21 protein-coding genes and 1 tRNA gene are annotated in these 22,832 nt (G+C 39.9%); 18 read left to right on the top strand and 4 right to left on the bottom strand.

Annotated features, from left to right (window positions below; all coding sequences use genetic code 11):
• The first annotated feature begins 3 nt into the window (after positions 1 to 3).
• From H7N67_RS01325 to tlpC, 8 genes are all read left to right on the top strand, one after another.
• Entirely contained in the window at positions 4 to 699 is a 696-nt protein-coding gene (locus tag H7N67_RS01325; protein WP_187938798.1) for a 5'-methylthioadenosine/adenosylhomocysteine nucleosidase, read from the top strand.
• Positions 700 to 835: 136 nt separating this feature from the next.
• On the top strand, positions 836 to 2,893 hold the full coding sequence (gene rpoD, locus H7N67_RS01320; RefSeq protein ID WP_187938862.1) for an RNA polymerase sigma factor RpoD: 2,058 nt from the start codon (positions 836 to 838) through the stop codon (positions 2,891 to 2,893).
• 19 nt (positions 2,894 to 2,912) lie between these two features.
• Entirely contained in the window at positions 2,913 to 4,286 is a 1,374-nt protein-coding gene (locus H7N67_RS01315) for an SH3 domain-containing C40 family peptidase (protein ID WP_187938797.1), read from the top strand.
• Between the two features lie 53 nt (positions 4,287 to 4,339).
• Entirely contained in the window at positions 4,340 to 5,692 is a 1,353-nt protein-coding gene (locus tag H7N67_RS01310; RefSeq protein WP_000061457.1) for an FAD-dependent oxidoreductase, read from the top strand.
• Between the two features lie 6 nt (positions 5,693 to 5,698).
• Positions 5,699 to 5,887: a DUF5408 family protein gene (locus H7N67_RS01305; RefSeq protein WP_001168437.1), complete on the top strand. Its 189-nt coding sequence runs from the start codon at positions 5,699 to 5,701 to the stop codon at positions 5,885 to 5,887.
• Between the two features lie 355 nt (positions 5,888 to 6,242).
• On the top strand, positions 6,243 to 6,668 hold the full coding sequence (gene rplM / locus H7N67_RS01300) for a 50S ribosomal protein L13 (RefSeq protein WP_000167675.1): 426 nt from the start codon (positions 6,243 to 6,245) through the stop codon (positions 6,666 to 6,668).
• Positions 6,665 to 7,054, top strand: a complete 390-nt coding sequence (gene rpsI, locus H7N67_RS01295) for a 30S ribosomal protein S9 (protein WP_001227269.1) — start codon at positions 6,665 to 6,667, stop codon at positions 7,052 to 7,054. Before rplM ends, rpsI begins: the two co-directional genes overlap by 4 nt.
• 375 nt (positions 7,055 to 7,429) lie before the next feature.
• Complete coding sequence (gene tlpC, locus H7N67_RS01290; RefSeq protein ID WP_187938796.1) at positions 7,430 to 9,451, top strand: methyl-accepting chemotaxis protein TlpC; 2,022 nt, start codon at positions 7,430 to 7,432, stop codon at positions 9,449 to 9,451.
• 398 nt (positions 9,452 to 9,849) lie between these two features.
• Here the strand turns inward: tlpC and H7N67_RS01285 are convergent, their stop codons facing one another.
• The 4 genes from H7N67_RS01285 to rpsT form a co-directional block, all read right to left on the bottom strand.
• Positions 9,850 to 11,586 (bottom strand): dentin sialophosphopreproprotein, encoded by a 1,737-nt coding sequence (locus H7N67_RS01285; RefSeq protein WP_187938795.1) that lies wholly within the window; start codon positions 11,584 to 11,586, stop codon positions 9,850 to 9,852.
• Between the two features lie 250 nt (positions 11,587 to 11,836).
• The gene (locus tag H7N67_RS01280) at positions 11,837 to 12,619 is read right to left on the bottom strand and encodes an outer membrane protein (RefSeq protein ID WP_187938794.1); all 783 of its coding nucleotides are present in this window, start codon (positions 12,617 to 12,619) and stop codon (positions 11,837 to 11,839) included.
• A gap of 421 nt (positions 12,620 to 13,040) precedes the next feature.
• A complete protein-coding gene (gene prfA / locus H7N67_RS01275; protein ID WP_187938793.1) occupies positions 13,041 to 14,099 on the bottom strand; it encodes a peptide chain release factor 1 in 1,059 nt (352 codons plus the stop codon).
• A 126-nt stretch (positions 14,100 to 14,225) separates the two neighbouring features.
• On the bottom strand, positions 14,226 to 14,495 hold the full coding sequence (rpsT, locus tag H7N67_RS01270) for a 30S ribosomal protein S20 (RefSeq protein WP_001273627.1): 270 nt from the start codon (positions 14,493 to 14,495) through the stop codon (positions 14,226 to 14,228).
• 89 nt (positions 14,496 to 14,584) lie between these two features.
• Here rpsT and glmM point away from each other — a divergent pair, with 89 nt between their 5' ends.
• The 10 genes from glmM to H7N67_RS01220 all read left to right on the top strand — a co-directional run bounded on the left by glmM (position 14,585) and on the right by H7N67_RS01220 (position 22,687).
• Entirely contained in the window at positions 14,585 to 15,922 is a 1,338-nt protein-coding gene (glmM, locus tag H7N67_RS01265) for a phosphoglucosamine mutase (protein WP_187938792.1), read from the top strand.
• On the top strand, positions 15,916 to 16,389 hold the full coding sequence (gene lspA / locus H7N67_RS01260; RefSeq protein ID WP_187938791.1) for a signal peptidase II: 474 nt from the start codon (positions 15,916 to 15,918) through the stop codon (positions 16,387 to 16,389). Before glmM ends, lspA begins: the two co-directional genes overlap by 7 nt.
• Positions 16,390 to 16,409: 20 nt before the next feature.
• A tRNA-Val gene (locus H7N67_RS01255) sits at positions 16,410 to 16,485 on the top strand.
• Positions 16,486 to 16,734: 249 nt separating this feature from the next.
• Positions 16,735 to 17,451: an urease subunit alpha gene (ureA, locus tag H7N67_RS01250; RefSeq protein WP_000779226.1), complete on the top strand. Its 717-nt coding sequence runs from the start codon at positions 16,735 to 16,737 to the stop codon at positions 17,449 to 17,451.
• Between the two features lie 3 nt (positions 17,452 to 17,454).
• Entirely contained in the window at positions 17,455 to 19,164 is a 1,710-nt protein-coding gene (ureB, locus tag H7N67_RS01245) for an urease subunit beta (RefSeq protein ID WP_000724295.1), read from the top strand.
• Positions 19,165 to 19,384: 220 nt separating this feature from the next.
• On the top strand, positions 19,385 to 19,972 hold the full coding sequence (ureI, locus tag H7N67_RS01240) for an acid-activated urea channel protein UreI (protein ID WP_000901277.1): 588 nt from the start codon (positions 19,385 to 19,387) through the stop codon (positions 19,970 to 19,972).
• Between the two features lies 1 nt (position 19,973).
• Complete coding sequence (ureE, locus tag H7N67_RS01235; RefSeq protein ID WP_000583100.1) at positions 19,974 to 20,486, top strand: urease accessory protein UreE; 513 nt, start codon at positions 19,974 to 19,976, stop codon at positions 20,484 to 20,486.
• A gap of 11 nt (positions 20,487 to 20,497) precedes the next feature.
• Complete coding sequence (locus tag H7N67_RS01230; RefSeq protein WP_156583903.1) at positions 20,498 to 21,262, top strand: urease accessory protein UreF; 765 nt, start codon at positions 20,498 to 20,500, stop codon at positions 21,260 to 21,262.
• Between the two features lie 28 nt (positions 21,263 to 21,290).
• Positions 21,291 to 21,890 carry an urease accessory protein UreG gene (gene ureG / locus H7N67_RS01225; protein WP_000238764.1) on the top strand — a complete coding sequence of 200 codons (600 nt, stop codon included), beginning with the start codon at positions 21,291 to 21,293 and terminating at the stop codon, positions 21,888 to 21,890.
• Positions 21,890 to 22,687 (top strand): urease accessory protein UreD, encoded by a 798-nt coding sequence (locus H7N67_RS01220; RefSeq protein ID WP_187938790.1) that lies wholly within the window; start codon positions 21,890 to 21,892, stop codon positions 22,685 to 22,687. The genes ureG and H7N67_RS01220 overlap by 1 nt, the downstream gene beginning before the upstream one ends.
• The last annotated feature ends 145 nt before the right edge of the window (positions 22,688 to 22,832 follow it).

Genomic DNA, 22,832 nt, shown 5'->3' with positions numbered 1-22,832 from the left:
AAAATGGTGCAAAAAATTGGCATTTTGGGGGCGATGAGAGAAGAAATAACCCCTATTTTAGAATTGTTTGGCGTGGGTTTTGAAGAAATCCCTTTAGGGGGGAATGTTTTCCATAAAGGCGTTTATAATGATAAGGAAATCATTGTCGCTTATAGCAAGATTGGCAAGGTGCATTCCACTTTAACCACAACGAGCATGATTTTAGCGTTTGGCGTTCAAAAGGTGCTTTTTAGCGGAGTAGCTGGAAGCTTAGTTAAAGATTTAAAAATCAATGATTTGTTAGTGGCTCAAAAATTAGTCCAACATGATGTGGATTTGAGCGCGTTTGATCACCCTTTAGGGTTTATCCCCGAAAGCGCGATTTTTATTGAAACGAGCGGAAGTTTAAACGCCCTAGCTAAAAAGATCGCTAATGAGCAACATATCGCGCTCAAAGAAGGCGTCATCGCATCAGGCGATCAGTTTGTGCATAGTAAAGAAAGGAAAGAATTTTTAGTTAGCGAGTTTAAGGCGAGCGCGGTGGAAATGGAGGGGGCGAGCGTGGCGTTTGTGTGCCAAAAATTTGGCGTACCATGCTGCGTGCTAAGGAGCATTAGCGATAACGCCGATGAGGAAGCTAACATGAGTTTTGATGAATTTTTAGAAAAAAGCGCTCAAACTTCAGCGAAATTCTTGAAAAGCATGGTGGATAAGCTTTAGGGCTTGTTTTTACCAAACGCAAACCATTAAATTTTATTTTAAACTCATTTTATAATTAGAATTTAAGCTATTTTTTAGTAAAATAACAAAGGATTAGGTGTATCTTATCTTATGGATCTAGCTTTTGATTGAAAGCATGGGTTCTTATTTTATGGAGTGTCCAATGAAAAAGAAAGCTAACGAAGAAAAAGCCCAAAAAAGAGCTAAACAAGAAGCCAAAACAGAAGCCGCACAAGAAAATAAAACTAAAGAAAACAATAAAGCCAAAGAGAGCAAAATTAAAGAAAATAAAACCAAAGAAAGCAAAATCAAAGAAACTAAAGCGAAAGAGCTTGTTCCTGTTAAAAAGCTTAGTTTCAATGAAGCGTTAGAAGAATTGTTCGCTAATTCCTTAAGCGATTGCGTTTCTTATGAGTCTATCATTCAAATCAGCACGAAAGTCCCCACTCTAGATCAAGTCAAAAAAATCAAAGAATTGTGCCAAAAATACCAAAAGAAATTGGTCAGCTCTTCAGAATATGCTAAAAAACTCAATGCGATTGACAAGATTAAAAACACCGAAGAAAAGCAAAGAGTTTTAGATGAAGAATTAGAAGATGGCTATGACTTTTTGAAAGAAAAGGATTTTTTAGAGTGGAGCAGAAGCGATAGCCCGGTGCGCATGTATTTGCGTGAAATGGGGGATATAAAACTTTTAAGCAAAGATGAAGAGATTGAATTGAGCAAGCAGATCCGCTTGGGTGAAGACATTATTTTAGACGCGATTTGCTCGGTGCCGTATTTGATTGATTTTATCTATGCGTATAAAGACGCTTTAATCAATCGTGAACGAAGGGTTAAAGAGCTTTTCAGGAGCTTTGATGATGACGATGAAAATAGCGTGAGCGATTCTAAAAAAGATGACGACAACGAAGAAGACGAAGAAAACCAAGAAAGGAAAAAAGTCGTTTCCGAAAAAGACAAGAAGCGCGTAAAAAAGGTTCAAGAAAGCTTTAAAGCCCTAGATAAGGCTAAAAAAGAATGGCTCAAAGCCCTTGAAGCCCCTGTAGATGAAAAAGAAGATGAGCTAGTGCGTTTATTGACCCTAGCTTACAAACGCCAAACGCTCAAAGACAGACTCTATGACTTAGAGCCTACCAGCAAACTGATTAATGAATTAGTCAAAACGATGGAAACCACTTTAAAAAGCGGCGATGGGTTTGAAAAAGAGTTGAAACGCTTGGAATACAAACTGCCCTTATTCAATGACACTCTCATCGCTAACCATAAAAAAATCCTTGCTAATATCACTAACATGACTAAAGAAGATATTATCGCTCAAGTGCCAGAAGCGACTATGGTGAGCGTGTATATGGATCTTAAAAAGCTTTTTTTGACTAAAGAAGCGAGCGAAGAGGGCTTTGATTTAGCCCCCAACAAGCTAAAAGAAATTTTAGAGCAAATCAAAAGAGGGAAATTGATTTCCGATCGCGCTAAAAACAAAATGGCTAAATCCAATTTAAGGTTGGTAGTGAGCATCGCTAAACGATTCACAAGTAGAGGCTTACCCTTCTTGGATTTGATTCAAGAGGGCAATATCGGCTTGATGAAAGCAGTGGATAAGTTTGAGCATGAAAAGGGCTTCAAGTTTTCTACCTATGCGACCTGGTGGATCAAACAAGCTATTAGCAGAGCCATAGCCGATCAAGCCCGCACTATCCGCATCCCTATTCACATGATTGACACCATTAATCGCATCAATAAAGTCATGCGTAAACACATTCAAGAAACCGGCAAAGAGCCTGATTTAGAAGTGGTGGCTGAAGAAGTGGGGCTTTCGTTAGATAAAGTGAAGAATGTGATTAAGGTGACTAAAGAGCCTATCAGTTTAGAAACCCCAGTCGGCAATGATGATGACGGCAAATTTGGGGATTTCGTGGAAGATAAAAATATCGTTAGCTCCATTGATCACATCATGCGAGAAGATTTAAAAGCCCAGATTGAAAGCGTTTTGGATCAGTTGAATGAGCGAGAAAAAGCGGTGATCCGCATGCGTTTTGGGCTTTTAGACGATGAAAGCGATCGAACTTTAGAAGAAATTGGCAAGGAATTGAATGTTACTAGAGAAAGGGTGCGCCAGATTGAAAGCTCTGCGATCAAAAAATTGAGAAGTCCGCAATACGGGCGCATTTTAAGAAACTATTTGCGCATTTGACATTAAGGTTCTCTAAAGCATGCGTTATTTTCTTGTAGTTTTCTTGTTTTTGTTTGTGGGTTGCATGAAAAAGGATTTCACGCTCAAAGATTTATCCTTGCCCCAAGAGGCTTCAAACTATCTTGCAAGCTCTCAAAATGGCAGTCATAATAACCAAAGCATTGACCCCCAAGCGTTAAGAGAAAACCTAAAAGAGAGCTATCTCAAAGCGTGGTATTCCCCATGGCTAGATGCGAAAATCAAAAGCAATAAAAAAGAAGTGTTTTGGATCCTCAAAGAGATGAATAAATCCACCGGTTATGGCGAAGATCTAAAACCCAACGCAAAAGCTTTCAATGATGAGCTTATTAAAAGCATGGATATTGAGCATTACCCGAGCGCTAAGATTAGGGCTGTTGTGGTGCGAGATAGCGATGTAAGGGCTGTGCCTACTAACAAACCTTATTATCTCTCTCCAAAAGGCTATCCCTTTGACAGGTATCAAAATTCGCTGATTTTTCAAGGCACGCCGGTTTTGATCACGCATTTTAATACAGATAAAACTTACGCCCACATTCAAAGCAGTTTTGTTTATGGCTGGATTAAAGTCAGCGATCTAGCTTACATGCACGATAAAGACATAGAGCTTTTAACCAAGCTTAAAAATTATGTCATGCCTATAAAAGATAAAATCCCCCTTTATACAGACTATGGGGATTTTTACACCGATGCTAGGGTGGGCGAATTGTTCGCTCTCATCCCCCAAAGTCAAAACGCATCTCAAAAACCCCAAAAAAAGGAATTGAAAGCCTATGGTTTTTTGAGAGACGCTAAGGGTTATGCAGATTTACAAAGCGTGATCTTAGATGAAAAGGATTTTTTTGTTTTCCCTAAGGCTTTTAACAGCGAGAACATGGCGTATTTTATAGACACCATGCTAGGGCAAAAATACGGCTGGGGGGGGCTATTGGGTAATAGGGATTGCTCGGCTTTCACTAGAGATAGTTTTGCTAATTTTGGTATTTTGCTCCCCAGAAATTCCTACGCGCAAAGCCGTTATGCGAACAATTATGTGGATTTAAGCTCCATGAAAGCTAAAGAAAAAGAAGATTACATCCTTAAAAACGCCACGCCTTTTGGAACGCTCATCTATTTAAAAGGGCATATCATGCTCTATTTAGGCGCATACAACCATCAAGCGATAGTCGCTCACAGCATTTGGTCGGTGCAAACCCAAAAGCATTTTAAAACCTTGAGCCATAAAATAGGAGGCGTGGTGATCACTTCATTATGGTTAGCCGAAGAACATAATGGGGCGTTTTCTAAAAAGAAATTATTGATTGATAGGGTGCTTGGAATGAGCGATTTGAAAGATTTTGTCCATAAAACCTCAAGCCCCTTGAATGCGAATTGATTTTCTTATACTATGATTACGATTTATCAATTTAAAACATTTGGAGAAAGACAATGAGTATGGAATTTGATGCTGTGATTATTGGAGGTGGGGTTTCAGGGTGCGCGACCTTTTATACTTTGAGCGAATACAGCTCCTTAAAGCGCGTGGCTATCGTGGAAAAATGCTCTAAATTGGCTCAAATCAGCTCCAGTGCTAAAGCTAATTCGCAAACCATTCATGATGGCTCTATTGAAACGAATTACACTCCTGAAAAAGCTAAAAAAGTGCGTTTGAGCGCTTATAAAACCAGACAATACGCGCTCAATAAAGGCTTGCAAAATGAAGTGATTTTTGAAACCCAGAAAATGGCTATAGGCGTGGGCGATGAAGAATGCGAGTTCATGAAAAAACGCTATGAATCCTTTAAAGAAATCTTTGTGGGGTTAGAAGAATTTGACAAGCAAAAGATTAAAGAATTAGAGCCTAATGTGATTTTAGGGGCTAATGGCATAGACAGGCATGAAAATATTGTCGGGCATGGTTATCAAAAAGATTGGAGCACCATGAATTTTGCGAAGTTGAGTGAAAACTTCGTTGAAGAAGCCCTAAAATTAAGGCCTAACAACCAGGTGTTTTTGAATTTCAAAGTGAAAAAGATTGAAAAACGCAACGACACTTACGCCGTAATTTCAGAAGACGCTGAAGAAGTGTATGCTAAATTCGTTTTGGTCAATGCTGGCTCTTACGCTTTGCCTTTGGCTCAGAGCATGGGCTATGGCCTAGATTTAGGGTGCTTGCCTGTGGCGGGCAGCTTTTATTTTGTGCCGGATTTATTAAGGGGTAAGGTTTATACCGTTCAAAACCCCAAGCTCCCTTTTGCAGCCGTGCATGGCGACCCTGATGCTGTCATTAAAGGAAAAACACGAATCGGGCCTACCGCTTTAACGATGCCTAAATTAGAGCGCAATAAATGTTGGCTTAAAGGCATTAGCTTGGAATTGTTGAAAATGGATTTGAATAAAGATGTGTTTAAGATCGCGTTTGATTTGATGAGCGATAAAGAAATCCGTAATTATGTGTTTAAAAACATGGTTTTTGAATTGCCTATTATCGGTAAAAGGAAATTTTTAAAAGACGCTCAAAAAATCATTCCCTCTCTTAGCCTAGAAGATTTAGAATACGCTCATGGTTTTGGCGAAGTGCGCCCGCAAGTTTTAGACAGAACCAAGCGAAAACTGGAATTAGGCGAAAAAAAGATTTGCACCCATAAAGGCATCACTTTCAACATGACCCCTTCTCCAGGCGCGACGAGCTGCTTGCAAAACGCCCTTGTGGATTCCCAAGAAATCGCTGCGTATTTGGGCGAGAGCTTTGAATTAGAACGCTTTTATAAAGATTTATCCCCAGAAGAATTGGAAAATTAAAAACGCATGCAAAAAGAACAAGAAGCCCGAGAAATCGCTAAAAAAGCCGTTCAAATCGTGTTTTTTTTAGGGATTGTGGTGGTGCTTTTGATGATGATAAACCTTTACATGCTCATCAATCAAATCAACGCGAGCGCTCAAATGAGCCAACAAATCAAAAAAATAGAAGAAAGGCTTAATCAAGGGCAAAAGTAAAGGCTTTGGCTTATTAAGCATGAGTAACAAAATTAAAAAATGCTCAAAGGCATTTTTTAAAATAAATGCAATAAAAGAGCTTGCGAAAAGCAAGTGATAGCCTCTTTAAAAAGCGGTCTTTTGGGGTTAGGAGGTTTTTAGTTGGGGGTTGTAGGGGAGGGTTATTGTAAAATACCCCCCTATCCCTTTAAGAAAATGGGTTTTACTTAAGAAATGAGTTTTACCATAAAATCAAAAGCAATCAAACAATTTTTTTTAAAAAACCCTATTTTTAAACTTTAAACTTTCCTTAAATTCAGCAATATTTAAGCTTATTTCCTTATAATGAGTGCTTTAATTTTATCAAAGGATTCTTATGACAAAGACTGCTAAAGTCAATGACATCGTTCGTGATTGGGTCGTTTTAGACGCTAAAGACAAAGTTTTTGGCCGCTTGATCACTGAAATCGCTGTGCTTTTAAGAGGGAAACACCGCCCTTTTTACACCCCCAATGTGGATTGTGGGGATTTTGTGGTGGTTATCAACGCCAATAAGGTTAAATTTTCAGGCATGAAATTAGAGGATAAAGAGTATTTTACCCATTCAGGCTATTTTGGCAGCACCAAGAGCAAGACTCTCCAAGAGATGCTAGAAAAAACCCCTGAAAAGCTCTACCACTTAGCCGTTAGGGGCATGCTCCCTAAAACGAAATTAGGGAAAGCGATGATTAAAAAACTCAAAGTTTATCGTGATGATAAGCACCCTCACACCGCACAAACTAGCAAAAAGGACGCTAAATGAGAAAAATCTATGCTACCGGTAAAAGAAAAACCGCTATCGCTAAAGTGTGGCTCACTCCGGGTAAAGGCGAATTGAGTATCAATGAGCAGAGCCTGAATCAATGGTTGGGCGGGCATGAAGCCATTAAAATGAAGGTCATGCAACCCCTACTTTTAACCAAACAAGAACAATCTGTGGATATTAAAGCGGTGGTTTTTGGTGGGGGCTACTCAGCGCAAGCGGAAGCCTTAAGGCATGGCATTTCTAAAGCTTTGAACGCTTATGATATTGCTTTTAGAGCCATTTTAAAACCTAAGGGCTTGCTCACTAGGGATTCAAGGGTGGTTGAACGCAAAAAATATGGTAAAAGAAAGGCTAGAAGAAGCCCGCAATTCTCTAAAAGGTAATTTTTATTTCTTTTTGCCTCTCCTTTGGAGGGCTTTGGCTCTCTTTCATTTTCTACTTTTTGTTCTCTCTTGTTTTATTAAAATTTCAAAATAAGCTATAACTACGCCACCACCAAAAAACACGCCTAAACCCCTAAAACTCGCATCTGTCTTTTTTAGGTTTTTAGCTTTTTGTGTGACAAAAAGATTAACCCCCCGCTTGGGTATTTGAACGCCCAAAATCATTCGGTTTTTTCAAATAAGCCCGCTTGTGTAGGCTCTTAAAAAAGATTTTTGCTTTTGTGTTTTTTAGGGTTTTTTGCGTGTGGTTTGATTGGAGTTGTGAATAATGTGTAATAATCGTTCTCTATCAATAGTTTTAAAAGGACAAAGGGAATGAAATCTACAAGAATTGGTTCTAAAATTGTGATGATGGTGTGTGCGGTTGTTATTGTCATTAGCACTGTTATGGGCTTTATTATCAATCACAAGGTTGAAAGCGTGTTGCAAAGCCAAGCCACAGAATTGTTGCAAAAAAAGGCTCAGTTAGTCAGTTTTAAGATTCAAGGCATTATGAAGCGTATTTTTATTGGCGCTAACACCCTTGAAAAATTCTTAAGCGATGAAAATAACGCTATCAACGACACCCTAAAAAAGCGCATGCTCTCTGAGTTTTTGCTAGCAAACCCTCATGTGTTATTGATTAGCGCAATTTATACGAATAATAATGAACAAGTTATCACTGCCATGAACATGGATTCAAAAATCGCCTACCCTAATACCGCACTCAATGAAAACATGACCAATCAAATCCATTCGCTCAAAAGTATAACCCGTTCAGATCCCTATTATAAGGAGGTTAATGGCGATAAAATCTATGGCATGGATATTACCCTCCCCCTAATGGGTAAAAATCAAAATGTTATAGGCGCGCTAAATTTCTTTTTAAACATTGACGCTTTTTATACCGATGTAATAGGCAAGAAAAAGAGCAACACCTTTTTAATGGGGAAAAACGGCAGGCTTTTAATCAACCCTAATCGTGAGATCCAAGATAAAATTTTAAGCGCTATCAATCCAGACAAACGAGTCGCTAAAGCTGTGGAGTATTACAATCAAAACGAAGCAGGCACTTTGAGCTACCATTCATTGAGCGGGAATACAGAAACCTTTTTAGCCATACAGCCCTTTGATCTTTTTGAAGAAAAAGGGAATAACGGCAATCATTGGCGTTGGGCAATCGGAAAATATGTCAATAAATCTTTAGTTTTTAAAGAAGCGACAAACACCAAATTCATTATCATCACCACTTTAATTTTAGGCGTGCTGGTGTTAGCCCTTTTAGTCTTTATCATCGTTTCCAATCTCATAACCAAACGCATCAGTAGGGTCAATAACACCCTAAATGATTTTTTCAACCTGCTCAATAACCCCAAAAATAACCATGCCATAAGCCTAACGCCCCCAAGCGCTTATGATGAAATCGGGCAAATGCAAGCTTCCATTAATGAAAATATCCTTAAAACCCAAGAAAACATTCAAGCCGATAATAAAGCCATTCAAAACAGCATTGAAGTGGCTAATTTTGTGGAAAATGGGGATTTCACGCAAGAAATCGCATGCGTGCCTAGAAATAAAGATTTGCAAGCTTTAAGAAACACGATTAATAGCATTATCCAGTATTTCCGCAACCAAATTGGCGCCAATATTGAAGCCCTAAATAACGCCCTAGAGCATTATAAAAACCTGGATTTCACCCACCACATCCAAAACCCCAAAGCCAACATGGAAAAAGCGCTCAACACTTTAGGGCAAGAAATTTCTAGCATGCTTAAAGCTTCTTTAGGGTTTGCGAACGCGCTCAATCATGAATCCAAAGATTTAAAAACTTGCGTGGATAACTTAACCAAAACCGCCCACAAACAAGAAAGAAGCCTGAAAAACACCACCCAATCCTTAGAAGAAATCACTAATATTATCACAACGATTGATTCTAAAAGTCAAGAGATGATTTCTCAAGGCGAAGACATTAAAAGCGTGGTGGATATGATTAGAGACATCGCTGATCAAACGAATCTATTAGCCCTAAATGCCGCTATTGAAGCCGCAAGAGCTGGCGAGCATGGCAGAGGCTTTGCGGTGGTGGCTGATGAAGTGAGGAAGCTCGCTGAAAGGACGCAAAAATCCCTCAGCGAAATTGAAGCCAATATCAATATTTTAGTTCAAAGCATCGCCGATAACGCTGAGTCTATCAAAATGCAAAATAAGGGCGTAGAAAACATCCACAACTCCATTAACGCCTTGCAACAAGATGTGCAGGATAATTTGACTATCGCTAACCATTCCTTACAAGTCAGCACCAAAATTGATGGGATCTCCCAAGATATTTTAGAAGATGTGAGCAAGAAGAAATTTTGATTTCTGCTTTTAATTTTGAGCGTCTGAAACGTGGAACCGCCCCTTTTTAAAGCAAGGGGCTTTCTAGCTGTAAAGTGTTCTAACGGACGCTAACATGAAAGGCTCCTTAAAGTCTGCATGGGCGTTTCTTACCCTAAAAAGATTAGAGGTATTTTGTTAGCTTGAATATAGCCTAAGTGCTTACATCTTGCACCCTAAAGGACGGAGTTTTTTGCACTAGTTTGATGATAAAAAGCTTTGGTTGGATTTTTAAAAGCGTTCTTAAAGAGAGTTAGTTGGGGGTTAAAGGGGTATTCATCGCAAAATATCCCCCCTATTACTTTAAAAGAATCGTTTTTACTATAAATAAAAATATTCCTTAAAGTTTTGGCTATCACTCTTTGATATTGGGGTTAATCTCAATTCCCCATGTCTCCCATATCGCCACCCATATCGTCGTTCATGTCCCCCATATCGCCCATGTCATCGTTGCTATTACCCATGTCGTCGTTCATGTCGTTCGCGTTGTTCATGTCATCGCCCATGTCGTTGCTCATGTCGTCATTAGCGTTACCCGCATCATCGTTGCCGTTGTTCATGTTGCTCATATCATCAGTGTTACCGGTATCCGTATTGCCGGTGTCCGTGTTGCCGGTATCCGTACTATTCATATCGCCGGTATTGTTGCTGCTAGCATCTTTATCGTCAGTGGGGGTGTCAGTGGTGCTAGTATCATTTGTGGTGTTAGCGTCCATGTGATCATCATTGTGATCATCGGTGTTAGTGGCACTGTTAGGGTTTATGAGCGCGTTACCCCCTTGATCTTTGCTGTCATTTGCATGGGTGTTGGCCATGTTACTAGTAGGCGTTTGTTGTGCAGGTTGTTGCATAGGGTTATTCATCGCATCATTCAAATCATCTCTATCATCGCCATCAATTTTCAAACTCCCGTCTAAATAATTCCCCACCACATCGCTGCTATGGCTTAATTGTTGCACGCTGTCTAGGGCTTTATCCACTTGAGCTTGTTGCTCGCTTGAAAGCCCTTTTTGATCTTTTAAGTCATTGTCTAGTTGGTTCAAGTTATTGTCTAGCTTGTCTCTTACTTCCATAGCTTTATTGACCACTGAATCAATCTTACTAGGACTCGCCCCATCTTGCTTCATTTCTTTGATTTGCCCCACCAAATGGTTAAGCTCTTTGGCTTGAGAAGTTATCGCATCCACGCTTTTAGTGGGCATGGCTTTGGTGTGGAAAAGCGAATTGTCTTTGAGCATGCGGCTGTTGTCTAAATTGACTAAAGCGCTATTCAAGCGGTTGGTTTGAATATCCTTGCTGAATTTAGGATCACGATAAAAACTCATGAGATTTGCTGGTTGCGAAGATTTATCGTCTTTATCGTCTTTGTCATCATCAGTAGGCGTATCAAGTTGATTAATGGAAGCGTCATGGTCTAAAATCTCTTCTTGATCGATCGCATACATGTAATTTTCTAACATCAAGTAATCTTGAACTTGCATCATGAAAAACATGTTAGGGTAGAACCCATACATGCCATCATAAAAGTCATAAAAATCATACATGCCCATGCCATACATTCCATACATGCCATACATACCATAATAAGGGCTATAGTAGGAGGAGTTGTAATAGTTGTTGCTCCTGTAATAAGGGCTTTGAGCCTTTTCATTCTCCTGTTGCTTTTTAAGATACGCCCCTACCACGCTCAAATCAGCGAGCATTTTTTGAGCCGTTTTTTGATCTTTTAAAGAAATGCCTAAGGGGATATAAATACCGGTGCGGTAACTATAAAAAGAATCCCTAGCGATGATTTTAAGGCAATATTTCAAATTCTTTTGCAATTTTAGGGCTTGCCTTAAACGCGCATGCGCTCTTAAATTCCCCAAGATGCCAGAGCCAAAACGCATTTTTTCCACTAATGTGCTGAATTTTTTCGCATCGCCATTAGCCGCATTGATATAGTTTAAAGCGCTAGCCCCCCACTCTTCAGTGCTGCTTTTATAACCCCCAAAATTCACTATTTTTGGCGTTAATTCCCCTTTTAATTGCGAATCTTTTAAATCAAACAACGCCCTATTCACGCTGATAGCGTTTAAACTGAGTGTCATTATAAAAAGTATTTTTATAGCTTTCATTGATAACCTTAAAAAATATCTCTTGCGAGCATTATAGACTATTTTTAGAAATTAAAATGATTTTTGAAAACAAGCCAAAGTAAAAAATAAAACCTAAAAAACAAAAGGTTCTGTTTTAAACGCTTCTTTAGTTTTAAAAAACTTTCTTAAACAAAAACCTAACCCCCCAACACAACAAAACAAATATCGCAAAAAAAAGAAAAAAGAAACCAACAGAGAGAAAACCCTCTATTGGAAAGAAGAGAAAGGCTTAGAAGTTGATCATGTAGTTAAAATAGATAGAGAAGTTCCTTTTATAGAACATATCTACTGATCCATCTACGCCCCTTTCTTTATAGAATTGGTTGGTGAATAAAGGCAATTTAAAGCCCACTTCAATCCCGCTGTGTTTAGAGAAATTGCTCCTAAAACCAAATTCCACAGGCATTTGGAAGTAGCTTGTGTTCATGCTCGCTGAACAGCCGGCGGTGTTGTTGCAAATTCGCATTTGAGATTTCAAGTAGCTCTCTCCTTGAACGATAAACGAATCCCCTCCTAACCCAAAGCCTAAGAACAACCCTGCTGTGTTATAGCCCTCTTTACTTTCATAGAAGTTATAGAGCGCATCAAAGCCCACGCCATAAGTGAAGTCATTCACTTGAGACGCGCCCTCCATGATTCCAAGCTGGCTCCCCACAAAGCTTAAATTCGCATGGTTATAGCTGTAGTATCCATAAGATCTAAAGCCAAAGCGTTTGGTTTTACCAAAGAACCACTTATACCCTGCCATCGCATCTACCCCATACATTTGCCCGTAATTATTGGTGTTGATCACGCTTGGCGTGTAGGTTGCTTGGGCTTGAGGGGCTGGAGCTGTTTGATTGCTGCCAAACATTGAAGTGTCTATTGGGGTGTTATTGTTAGCGCCTGGGGTGCGGGTGGTGTTTTGGTTTTCTAAATTAGAATATTGAAACCCCCCTCCTAAAAACGCACCGCTTTTTTCTGCCATAGACACACTAAAGGCTAATGCCATACCTAAAAAAACTTTTTTCATTTAAAACTCCTTAATGTGAGAAATCCTAAGGATTTCTTTTTTTATTGCATTCATGCATGCCACAAAAAAATATAGGGGATCACCAAAATTTGAGAGTTGTCCTCATATATTTATTCGCTTTTACAGAATACAATTCGCTCTTACAAATATTGAGCTTTGGAGTTATATCACAAAAAAGTGAATTTTTTGTTAAGAATATGTTAAATAAATCGTTTTATTTTTTAAAAATGTATTTATATATATAGAATTTAAAATTATATTTATAGCTAGATTTTATGGAAGCTTTTACGCTGTTTTTGTGGCAAAAATTTAGAGCATGTAAAATTTGGAAGCATGTTAGGGTTTTTAGTGGTAGTGGGTGGCTATCTTAAAAAATGCTTGAGCGTTTTATCCCCTTTGTTTTATCGTTTTAGTAGGGGTTTTATTCAAACTGGCTTTGAGCATGAGCGATTAAAGGGTTAATCACTTCATCTAAATTCCCTGAAAGCATGATCTCTTCTAAACTATACAGAGTTAAATTGATTCTATGCTCGCTCAAGCGGTTTTGCGGGTAATTATAGGTGCGGATCCTTTCACTCCTATCCCCACTACCCACTTGCTCCTTTCGGTCTTTGGCGTTAGCGAGTTGCTGCTCTTCAATTTGTTTTTCATAAAGGCGCGCTTTTAGGATTTTTAGGGCTTTGTCCTTGTTTTTATGCTGGGATTTTTCATCTTGCATGCTCACGCTGATATTGGTGGGGAGGTGCGTGATGCGCACCGCAGAGTCTGTGGTGTTGACGCATTGCCCCCCATGCCCACCAGCGCGAAACACTTCAATCTTTAGATCGCTAGGGTTGAGAGTAACTTCCACATCATCCACTTCAGGCATGATCGCTACCGTGATAGCGGAAGTGTGGATTCGCCCTTGAGATTCTGTCTCAGGGACTCTTTGGACTCGATGCGTGCCTGCTTCAAATTTGAGCCTTGAATACACGCCCTTACCCTTAATCAAAACGATGATTTCTTTATAGCCCCCTACGCTGTTTTCGCTAGAGCTTACTATTTCTACTTTCCATTTTTTCAAATCCGCATAACGGCAATACGCCTTAAACAAATCCCCTACAAAAATGCCCGCTTCATCGCCCCCTGTGCCGGCTCTTAACTCTAAATAAATGTTTTTATCGTCGTTAGGATCTTTAGGAATAAGGAGTTGCTTAATGGCAGTTTCTAGATCGCTTTTTTGGATTTCTAAAATTTTTAACTCTTCTTTAGCCAGTTCGCTCAATTCCTTGTCTTCTAAAAGCTCTTTATTTTCTTTGATATTCTCTAAAACGCTCAAATACTCTTTGCTCGCTATGGAGATTTCTTCAATGGAGCTTTGCTCTTTGCTCAATTCGGTGAGTTTTTTAATATCGTTAATCACTTCAGTGCTAGAAAGCAACGCTGTGAGTTCGTCGTATCGTTTGAGAATGGAAGAAAGCTTTTCGGCTAGAATAGACATGCGAGACTACCTATCAATAAAAAGATATATAAAAAGACGCGACAATTCAAAAAACGCAAAACTTAAAAAGAAGCCCAATAATAAAAACCCATCACTGGGCTTAAAGAAGTTAAAAACGCCCCAAAACTAAGCGAGAGCGATTTTTTTCACTGAAGCGTTAAGCCTTGAAACTTTCCTAGAAGCGGTGTTTTTCTTTAAAATCCCCTTGCTGACAAATTTATGCAACTCTTTATTAGCGATTTTCAAACGCTCTTGAGCTTTTGCTACATCATTGATGGCGACCGCTTCACGCACGGCCTTAATGATATTTTTAACTTTAGTTTTATAGAACCTGTTGCGTTCGGTTCTTTTAATGGTCTGTCTGATTCGCTTTTCTGCGGACTTATGATTTGCCATAGCCTTGTTTTAATCCCTTTGTAATGTAAAATTTGGCATAATTCTATCTAAAAATTGATTAAAAATAGTTTAAAAGGTATTTTATAACGATGAAAATTTTTGGGACTGATGGCGTGAGGGGTAAAGCAGGGGTGAAACTCACCCCCATGTTTGTGATGCGTTTGGGCGTTGCTGCCGGATTGTATTTTAAAAAACATTCTCAAACGAATAAAATTCTAATCGGTAAAGACACCAGAAAAAGCGGCTATATGGTAGAAAACGCTTTAGTGAGCGCTCTCACTTCCATAGGCTATAATGTGATCCAAATAGGGCCTATGCCCACCCCTGCGATCGCGTTTTTAACCGAAGACATGCGCTGTGATGCGGGCATTATGATAAGCGCGAGCCACAACCCTTTTGAAGATAATGGCATTAAGTTCTTCAATTCTTATGGTTATAAGCTTAAAGAAGAAGAAGAAAGAGCGATTGAAGAAATCTTTCATGATGAAGGATTACTGCATTCCAGCTATAAAGTAGGCGAGAGCGTCGGTAGCGCTAAAAGGATAGACGATGTCATAGGGCGCTATATCGTGCATTTAAAACACTCTTTCCCCAAACATTTGAATTTACAGAGTTTAAGGATCGTGCTAGATACCGCTAATGGTGCGGCTTATAAGGTGGCTCCGGTCGTTTTTAGCGAGCTTGGGGCTGATGTGTTAGTGATTAATGATGAACCTAACGGGTGTAATATTAATGAGCAATGCGGGGCTTTACACCCTAACCAATTGAGCCAGGAAGTGAAAAAATACCGCGCGGATCTGGGCTTTGCTTTTGATGGCGATGCTGACAGGCTAGTGGTGGTGGATAATTTAGGGAATATCGTGCATGGGGATAAGCTTTTAGGGGTGTTAGGGGTTTATCAAAAATCTAAAAACGCCCTTTCTTCTCAAGCAATTGTCGCTACAAACATGAGCAATTTAGCCCTTAAAGAATACTTAAAATCCCAAGATTTGGAATTGAAGCATTGCGCGATTGGGGATAAGTTTGTGAGCGAATGCATGCGATTGAATAAAGCCAATTTTGGAGGCGAACAAAGCGGGCATATCATTTTTAGCGATTACGCTAAAACGGGCGATGGTTTGGTGTGCGCTTTGCAAGTGAGCGCGCTTGTGTTAGAAAGTAAGCAGGTAAGCTCTGTTGCGTTAAACCCCTTTGAATTATACCCCCAAAACCTAGTGAATTTGAATGTCCAAAAAAAACCTCCTTTAGAAAGCCTGAAAGGTTATAGCGCTCTTTTAAAAGAATTAGACCAGCTAGAAATCCGCTATTTGATCCGTTATAGCGGCACTGAAAACAAATTACGAATCCTTTTAGAAGCTAAAGACGAAAAACTTTTAGAATCCAAAATGCAAGAATTAAAAGAATTTTTTGAAGGGCATTTGTGCTAAAAACCACCCAACAAAGCCTGTTGGTTTTTATGGGGGTTTTTTTCCTTATTTTTGGCGTGGATCAAGCGATCAAATACGCTATTTTAGAGGGGTTTCGCTATGAAAGTTTGGTTATAGATATTGTTTTAGTATTCAATAAAGGCGTGGCGTTTTCCTTGCTCAGTTTTTTAGAGGGGGGTTTGAAATACTTGCAAATCCTTTTGATTTTAGGGCCTTTTATCTTTTTAATGCGCCAAAAGGAGCTTTTTAAAAGCCATGCCATAGAGTTTGGCATGGTGTTTGGCGCTGGGGTTTCTAATGTTTTAGACCGGTTTGTGCATGGGGGCGTGGTGGATTATGTGTATTATCATTATGGCTTTGATTTTGCCATTTTTAATTTCGCTGATGTCATGATAGATGTGGGCGTGGGCGTTTTATTGTTAAGACAATTCTTTTTTAAGCAAAAACAAAACAAAATTAAGGCATAATTGCCCTTTTTAAAATAAAAGGTCGCGTAGCTCAGTTGGTAGAGCACTACCTTGACATGGTAGTGGCCGCTGGTTCAAGTCCAGTCGTGGCCACCATTATCACTCCAATTTTAATTCTCATTTTTTTGCGAGTTTTTGATCTTTATAAATTCTAAAGGGGTATTAAATGCGCTTCCAATAACGATTTTATAGCGCTTCAAAACTATAACACTAATTCATTTTAAATAATAATTAGTTAATGAACGCTTCTGTTAATCTTAGTAAATCAAAACATTGCTACAATTACATCCAACCTTGATTGCGTTATGTCTTCAAGGAAAAACACTTTAAGAATAGGAGAATGAGATGAAACTCACCCCAAAAGAGTTAGATAAGTTGATGCTCCACTACGCTGGAGAATTGGCTAAAAAACGCAAAGAAAAAGGCATTAAGCTTAACTATGTAGAAGCGGTAGCTTTGATTAGTGCCCATATTATGGAAGAAGCGAGAGCTGGTAAAAAGACTGCGGCTGAATTGATGCAAGAAGGACGCACTCTTTTAAAACCGGATGATGTGATGGATGGTGTGGCAAGCATGATCCATGAAGTGGGTATTGAAGCGATGTTTCCTGATGGGACCAAACTCGTAACCGTGCATACCCCTATTGAGGCTAATGGAAAATTAGTTCCTGGTGAGTTGTTCTTAAAAAATGAAGACATCACTATCAACGAAGGCAAAAAAGCCGTTAGCGTGAAAGTTAAAAATGTTGGCGACAGACCGGTTCAAATCGGCTCACACTTCCATTTCTTTGAAGTGAATAGATGCTTAGACTTTGACAGAGAAAAAACTTTCGGTAAACGCTTAGACATTGCGAGCGGGACAGCGGTAAGGTTTGAGCCTGGCGAAGAAAAATCCGTAGAATTGATTGACATTGGCGGTAACAGGAGAATCTTTGGATTTAACGCATTGGTTGATAGGCAAGCCGATAGCGAAAGCAAAAAAATTGCTTTACACAGAGCTAAAGAGCGTGGTTTTCATGGCGCTAAAAGCGATGACAACTATGTAAAAACAATTAAGGAGTAAGAAATGAAAAAGATTAGCAGAAAAGAATATGTTTCTATGTATGGCCCTACCACAGGCGATAAAGTGAGATTAGGCGATACAGACTTGATCGCTGAAGTAGAACATGACTACACCATTTATGGAGAAGAGCTTAAATTCGGTGGCGGTAAAACCCTAAGAGAAGGCATGAGCCAATCTAACAACCCTAGCAAAGAAGAACTGGATTTAATCATCACTAACGCTTTAATCGTGGATTACACCGGTATTTATAAAGCGGATATTGGTATTAAAGATGGCAAAATCGCTGGCATTGGTAAAGGCGGTAACAAAGACATGCAAGATGGCGTTAAAAACAATCTTAGCGTGGGTCCTGCTACTGAAGCCTTAGCCGGTGAAGGTTTGATCGTAACTGCTGGTGGTATTGACACACACATCCACTTCATTTCACCCCAACAAATCCCTACAGCTTTTGCAAGCGGTGTAACAACCATGATTGGTGGCGGAACTGGTCCTGCTGATGGCACTAACGCAACCACTATCACTCCAGGTAGAAGAAACTTAAAATGGATGCTCAGAGCGGCTGAAGAATATTCTATGAACTTGGGTTTCTTGGCTAAAGGTAACGCTTCTAACGACGCGAGCTTAGCCGATCAAATTGAAGCCGGTGCGATTGGCTTTAAAATCCACGAAGACTGGGGCACCACTCCTTCTGCAATCAATCATGCGTTAGATGTTGCGGACAAATACGATGTGCAAGTCGCTATCCACACAGACACTTTGAATGAAGCCGGTTGTGTAGAAGACACTATGGCAGCCATTGCCGGACGCACTATGCACACTTTCCACACTGAAGGCGCTGGTGGCGGACACGCTCCTGATATTATTAAAGTAGCTGGTGAACACAACATTCTTCCCGCTTCCACTAACCCCACTATCCCTTTCACGGTGAATACAGAAGCCGAACACATGGACATGCTTATGGTGTGCCACCACTTGGATAAAAGCATTAAAGAAGATGTTCAGTTCGCTGATTCAAGGATCCGCCCTCAAACCATTGCGGCTGAAGACACTTTGCATGACATGGGGATTTTCTCAATCACTAGTTCTGACTCTCAAGCTATGGGTCGTGTGGGTGAAGTTATCACCAGGACTTGGCAAACAGCCGACAAAAACAAAAAAGAATTTGGTCGCTTGAAAGAAGAAAAAGGCGATAACGACAACTTCAGGATCAAACGCTACTTGTCTAAATACACCATTAACCCAGCGATCGCTCATGGGATTAGCGAGTATGTAGGTTCTGTAGAAGTGGGCAAAGTGGCTGACTTGGTATTGTGGAGTCCAGCATTCTTTGGCGTGAAACCCAACATGATCATCAAAGGCGGGTTCATTGCATTAAGTCAAATGGGCGATGCAAACGCTTCTATCCCTACCCCACAACCAGTTTATTACAGAGAAATGTTCGCTCATCATGGTAAAGCTAAATACGATGCAAACATCACTTTTGTGTCTCAAGCGGCTTATGATAAAGGCATTAAAGAAGAATTAGGACTTGAAAGACAAGTGTTGCCGGTAAAAAATTGCAGAAATATCACTAAAAAAGACATGCAATTCAACGACACTACCGCTCACATTGAAGTCAATCCTGAAACTTACCATGTGTTCGTGGATGGCAAAGAAGTAACTTCTAAACCAGCCAATAAAGTGAGCTTGGCGCAACTCTTTAGCATTTTCTAGGATTTTTTCTAGGATTTTTAATTTTCTAGGATTTTTAGGAGCGACACTCCTTAGTCCTTATTTTTTAGCTCTCTGATTTTTTGTTTATCAAAAAATTGGGGGCTTTTTTTTGTTTTTATTTTTTGTCAATTTACTATTTTTCTTTATGATTAGCTCAAGCAACAAAAGTTATTCGTAAGGTGCGTTTGTTGTAAAAATTTTTGTTTGGAAGGAAAAGGCAATGCTAGGACTTGTATTGTTATATGTTGGGATTGTTTTAATCAGCAATGGGATTTGCGGGTTAACCAAAGTCGATCCTAAAAGCACTGCGGTGATGAACTTTTTTGTGGGCGGACTTTCCATTGTTTGTAATGTGGTTGTCATCACTTATTCTGCACTCAACCCTACAGCCCCTGTAGAAGGCGCTGAAGATATTGCTCAAGTATCGCACCATTTGACTAATTTCTATGGGCCAGCGACTGGGTTATTGTTTGGTTTCACCTACTTGTATGCGGCCATCAACCACACTTTTGGTTTGGATTGGAGGCCGTATTCTTGGTATAGCTTATTCGTAGCGATCAACACTGTTCCTGCTGCGATTTTATCCCACTATAGCGATATGCTTGATGACCACAAAGTGTTAGGCATCACTGAAGGCGATTGGTGGGCGATCATTTGGTTGGCTTGGGGTGTTTTGTGGCTTACCGCTTTCATTGAAAACATCTTGAAAATCCCTTTAGGGAAATTCACTCCGTGGCTTGCTATCATTGAGGGTATTTTAACCGCTTGGATCCCTGCTTGGTTACTCTTTATCCAACACTGGGTGTGAGATGATCATAGAGCGTTTAGTTGGCAATCTAAGGGATTTAAACCCCTTGGATTTCAGCGTGGATTATGTGGATTTAGAATGGTTTGAAACGAGGAAAAAAATCGCTCGCTTTAAAACCAGGCAAGGCAAAGACATAGCCATACGCCTTAAAGACGCTCCCAAGTTGGGTCTCTCTCAAGGGGATATTTTATTTAAAGAAGAGAAGGAAATTATCGCCGTTAATATCTTGGATTCTGAAGTTATTCACATTCAAGCTAAGAGCGTGGCAGAAGTAGCGAAAATATGCTACGAAATAGGAAACCGCCATGCGGCTTTATACTATGGCGAGTCTCAATTTGAATTTAAAACACCATTTGAAAAGCCCACACTAGCGTTATTAGAAAAGCTAGGGGTTCAAAATCGTGTTTTAAGTTCAAAACTGGATTCCAAAGAACGCTTAACCGTGAGCATGCCCCATAGTGAGCCTAATTTTAAGGTCTCACTGGCGAGCGATTTTAAAGTGGTCATGAAATAGAAAAATAACAAATGGATAAAGGAAAAAGCGTGAAAAGCACTGAAAAAAGCGTGGGTACGCCCCCAAAAACTCCAAAGACAGACAACAACGCTCATGTGGATAATGAATTTCTGATCTTACAAGTCAATGATGCGGTGTTCCCTATTGGATCTTACACGCATTCTTTTGGGCTAGAAACTTACATCCAGCAAAAAAAGGTTAGCAATAAAGAAAGCGCTTTAGAGTATTTAAAAGCCAATCTCTCTAGCCAGTTCCTTTACACGGAAATGCTGAGCTTGAAACTAACCTATGAAAGTGCCCTCCAACAAGATTTAAAAAAAATTTTAGGGGTTGAAGAAATCATTACGCTATCCACAAGCCCCATGGAATTACGATTAGCCAATCAAAAGCTAGGCAATCGTTTCATTAAAACCTTACAAGCCATGAACGAATTAGACATGGGTGCATTTTTTAACGCTTACGCTCAACAAACCAAAGATCCCACCCATGCCACTAGCTATGGCGTTTTTGCGGCGAGTTTGGGGATTGAATTGAAAAAGGCTTTAAGGCATTATCTTTATGCGCAAACTTCTAACATGGTGATCAACTGCGTTAAAAGCGTCCCCTTATCCCAAAACGACGGGCAAAAAATCTTATTGAGCTTGCAAAGCCCTTTTAACCAGCTCATAGAAAAAACCCTAGAACTAGACGAAAGCCACTTGTGCGCGGCAAGCGTTCAAAACGACATTAAGGCGATGCAGCATGAGAGTTTATACTCGCGCCTTTATATGTCTTGAATTTTAATCTCAAATTGAAAGGAATTTTATGGTAAAAATTGGAGTTTGTGGTCCTGTAGGAAGCGGTAAAACCGCCTTGATTGAAGCTTTAACGCGCCACATGTCAAAAGATTACGACATGGCGGTTATCACTAATGATATTTACACTAAAGAAGACGCAGAGTTTATGTGTAAAAATTCGGTGATGCCACGAGAGAGGATTATTGGCGTAGAAACTGGAGGCTGTCCTCACACCGCCATTAGAGAAGACGCTTCTATGAATTTAGAAGCGGTAGAAGAAATGCATGGCCGTTTCCCTAATTTGGAACTGCTTTTGATTGAAAGCGGAGGCGACAACCTTTCAGCGACTTTCAACCCAGAGCTAGCAGATTTTACGATTTTTGTGATTGATGTGGCTGAGGGCGATAAAATCCCTAGGAAAGGCGGCCCAGGAATCACGCGCTCAGACTTGCTTGTCATCAATAAGATTGATTTAGCCCCCTATGTGGGAGCGGACTTGAAAGTCATGGAAAGGGATTCTAAAAAAATGCGCGGCGAAAAGCCCTTTATTTTCACGAATATCCGCGCTAAAGAAGGCCTAAATGATGTGATCGCATGGATTAAGCGCAACGCTTTATTGGAAGATTGATGAACACTTACGCTCAAGAATCCAAGCTCAGGCTAAAAACCAAAATAGGGGCTGACGGGCGGTGCGTGATTGAGGACAATTTTTTCACGCCCCCCTTTAAGCTTATGGCACCTTTTTACCCTAAAGACGATTTAGCTGAAATCATGCTTTTAGCGGTAAGCCCTGGCTTAATGAAAGGCGATGTGCAAGACATGCAATTAAGCATCGGTCCAAATTGCAAGCTAAGGATCACCTCGCAATCCTTTGAAAAAATCCATAACACTGAAGACGGGTTTGCCAGCAGAGACATGCATATTGTTGTGGGGGAAAACGCTTTTTTAGACTTCGCGCCTTTCCCGTTAATCCCCTTTGAAAACGCGCATTTTAAGGGCAATACCACGATTTCTTTACACTCTAGCTCTCAGTTGCTTTATAGTGAAATCATTGTCGCTGGGCGAGTGGCGCGCAATGAGTTGTTCCAATTCAACCGCTTGCACACCAAAATCGCTATTTTACAAGATGAGAAACCCATCTATTATGATAACACGATTTTAGATCCCAAAACCACCGACATGATGAATATGTGCATGTTTGATGGCTATACGCATTATTTGAATTTGGTGCTTGTCAATTGCCCCATAGAGCTGTCTGGCGTGCGAGGATTGATTGAAGAGAGCGAAGGGGTGGATGGAGCCGTGAGCGAGATTGCTAGTTCTCATTTATGCCTAAAAGCTTTAGCGAAAGGTTCAGAACCCTTGTTGCATTTAAGAGAAAAAATCGCTCGCTTTATCACCCAAACGATTACGCCAAAGGTTTAAAAACACTTCAAAAAGATTAAATTAAGATTAAATTCCTTTAGTCTTTTTAACCCCCCCCTTTTTTTTAACTCTCTTTTTTTAACTCTCTTTTTTTAACTCTCTTTTTTTAACTCTCTTTTTTTAACTCTCTTTTTTTAACTCTCTT

The sequence above is a fragment of the Helicobacter pylori genome, from assembly GCF_014498195.1.
GTDB lineage: Bacteria > Campylobacterota > Campylobacteria > Campylobacterales > Helicobacteraceae > Helicobacter > Helicobacter pylori_DO.
The sequence above is the reverse complement of the archived record's forward strand: the minus strand, read 5'-3'. Positions and strand labels throughout refer to the sequence as shown.

Excerpts from the sequence above, each read along its gene's own strand:
- H7N67_RS01325 (WP_187938798.1), top strand. The coding sequence starts at position 4 with ATGGTGCAAAAAATTGGCATTTTGGGGGCGATGAGAGAAGAAATAACC.
- rpoD (WP_187938862.1), top strand. The coding sequence starts at position 836 with ATGGGTTCTTATTTTATGGAGTGTCCAATGAAAAAGAAAGCTAACGAA.
- H7N67_RS01315 (WP_187938797.1), top strand. The coding sequence starts at position 2,913 with ATGCGTTATTTTCTTGTAGTTTTCTTGTTTTTGTTTGTGGGTTGCATG.
- H7N67_RS01310 (WP_000061457.1), top strand. The coding sequence starts at position 4,340 with ATGAGTATGGAATTTGATGCTGTGATTATTGGAGGTGGGGTTTCAGGG.
- H7N67_RS01305 (WP_001168437.1), top strand. The coding sequence starts at position 5,699 with ATGCAAAAAGAACAAGAAGCCCGAGAAATCGCTAAAAAAGCCGTTCAA.
- rplM (WP_000167675.1), top strand. The coding sequence starts at position 6,243 with ATGACAAAGACTGCTAAAGTCAATGACATCGTTCGTGATTGGGTCGTT.
- rpsI (WP_001227269.1), top strand. The coding sequence starts at position 6,665 with ATGAGAAAAATCTATGCTACCGGTAAAAGAAAAACCGCTATCGCTAAA.
- tlpC (WP_187938796.1), top strand. The coding sequence starts at position 7,430 with ATGAAATCTACAAGAATTGGTTCTAAAATTGTGATGATGGTGTGTGCG.
- H7N67_RS01285 (WP_187938795.1), bottom strand. The coding sequence starts at position 11,586 with ATGAAAGCTATAAAAATACTTTTTATAATGACACTCAGTTTAAACGCT.
- H7N67_RS01280 (WP_187938794.1), bottom strand. The coding sequence starts at position 12,619 with ATGAAAAAAGTTTTTTTAGGTATGGCATTAGCCTTTAGTGTGTCTATG.
- prfA (WP_187938793.1), bottom strand. The coding sequence starts at position 14,099 with ATGTCTATTCTAGCCGAAAAGCTTTCTTCCATTCTCAAACGATACGAC.
- rpsT (WP_001273627.1), bottom strand. The coding sequence starts at position 14,495 with ATGGCAAATCATAAGTCCGCAGAAAAGCGAATCAGACAGACCATTAAA.
- glmM (WP_187938792.1), top strand. The coding sequence starts at position 14,585 with ATGAAAATTTTTGGGACTGATGGCGTGAGGGGTAAAGCAGGGGTGAAA.
- ureA (WP_000779226.1), top strand. The coding sequence starts at position 16,735 with ATGAAACTCACCCCAAAAGAGTTAGATAAGTTGATGCTCCACTACGCT.
- ureB (WP_000724295.1), top strand. The coding sequence starts at position 17,455 with ATGAAAAAGATTAGCAGAAAAGAATATGTTTCTATGTATGGCCCTACC.
- ureI (WP_000901277.1), top strand. The coding sequence starts at position 19,385 with ATGCTAGGACTTGTATTGTTATATGTTGGGATTGTTTTAATCAGCAAT.
- ureE (WP_000583100.1), top strand. The coding sequence starts at position 19,974 with ATGATCATAGAGCGTTTAGTTGGCAATCTAAGGGATTTAAACCCCTTG.
- H7N67_RS01230 (WP_156583903.1), top strand. The coding sequence starts at position 20,498 with ATGGATAAAGGAAAAAGCGTGAAAAGCACTGAAAAAAGCGTGGGTACG.
- ureG (WP_000238764.1), top strand. The coding sequence starts at position 21,291 with ATGGTAAAAATTGGAGTTTGTGGTCCTGTAGGAAGCGGTAAAACCGCC.
- H7N67_RS01220 (WP_187938790.1), top strand. The coding sequence starts at position 21,890 with ATGAACACTTACGCTCAAGAATCCAAGCTCAGGCTAAAAACCAAAATA.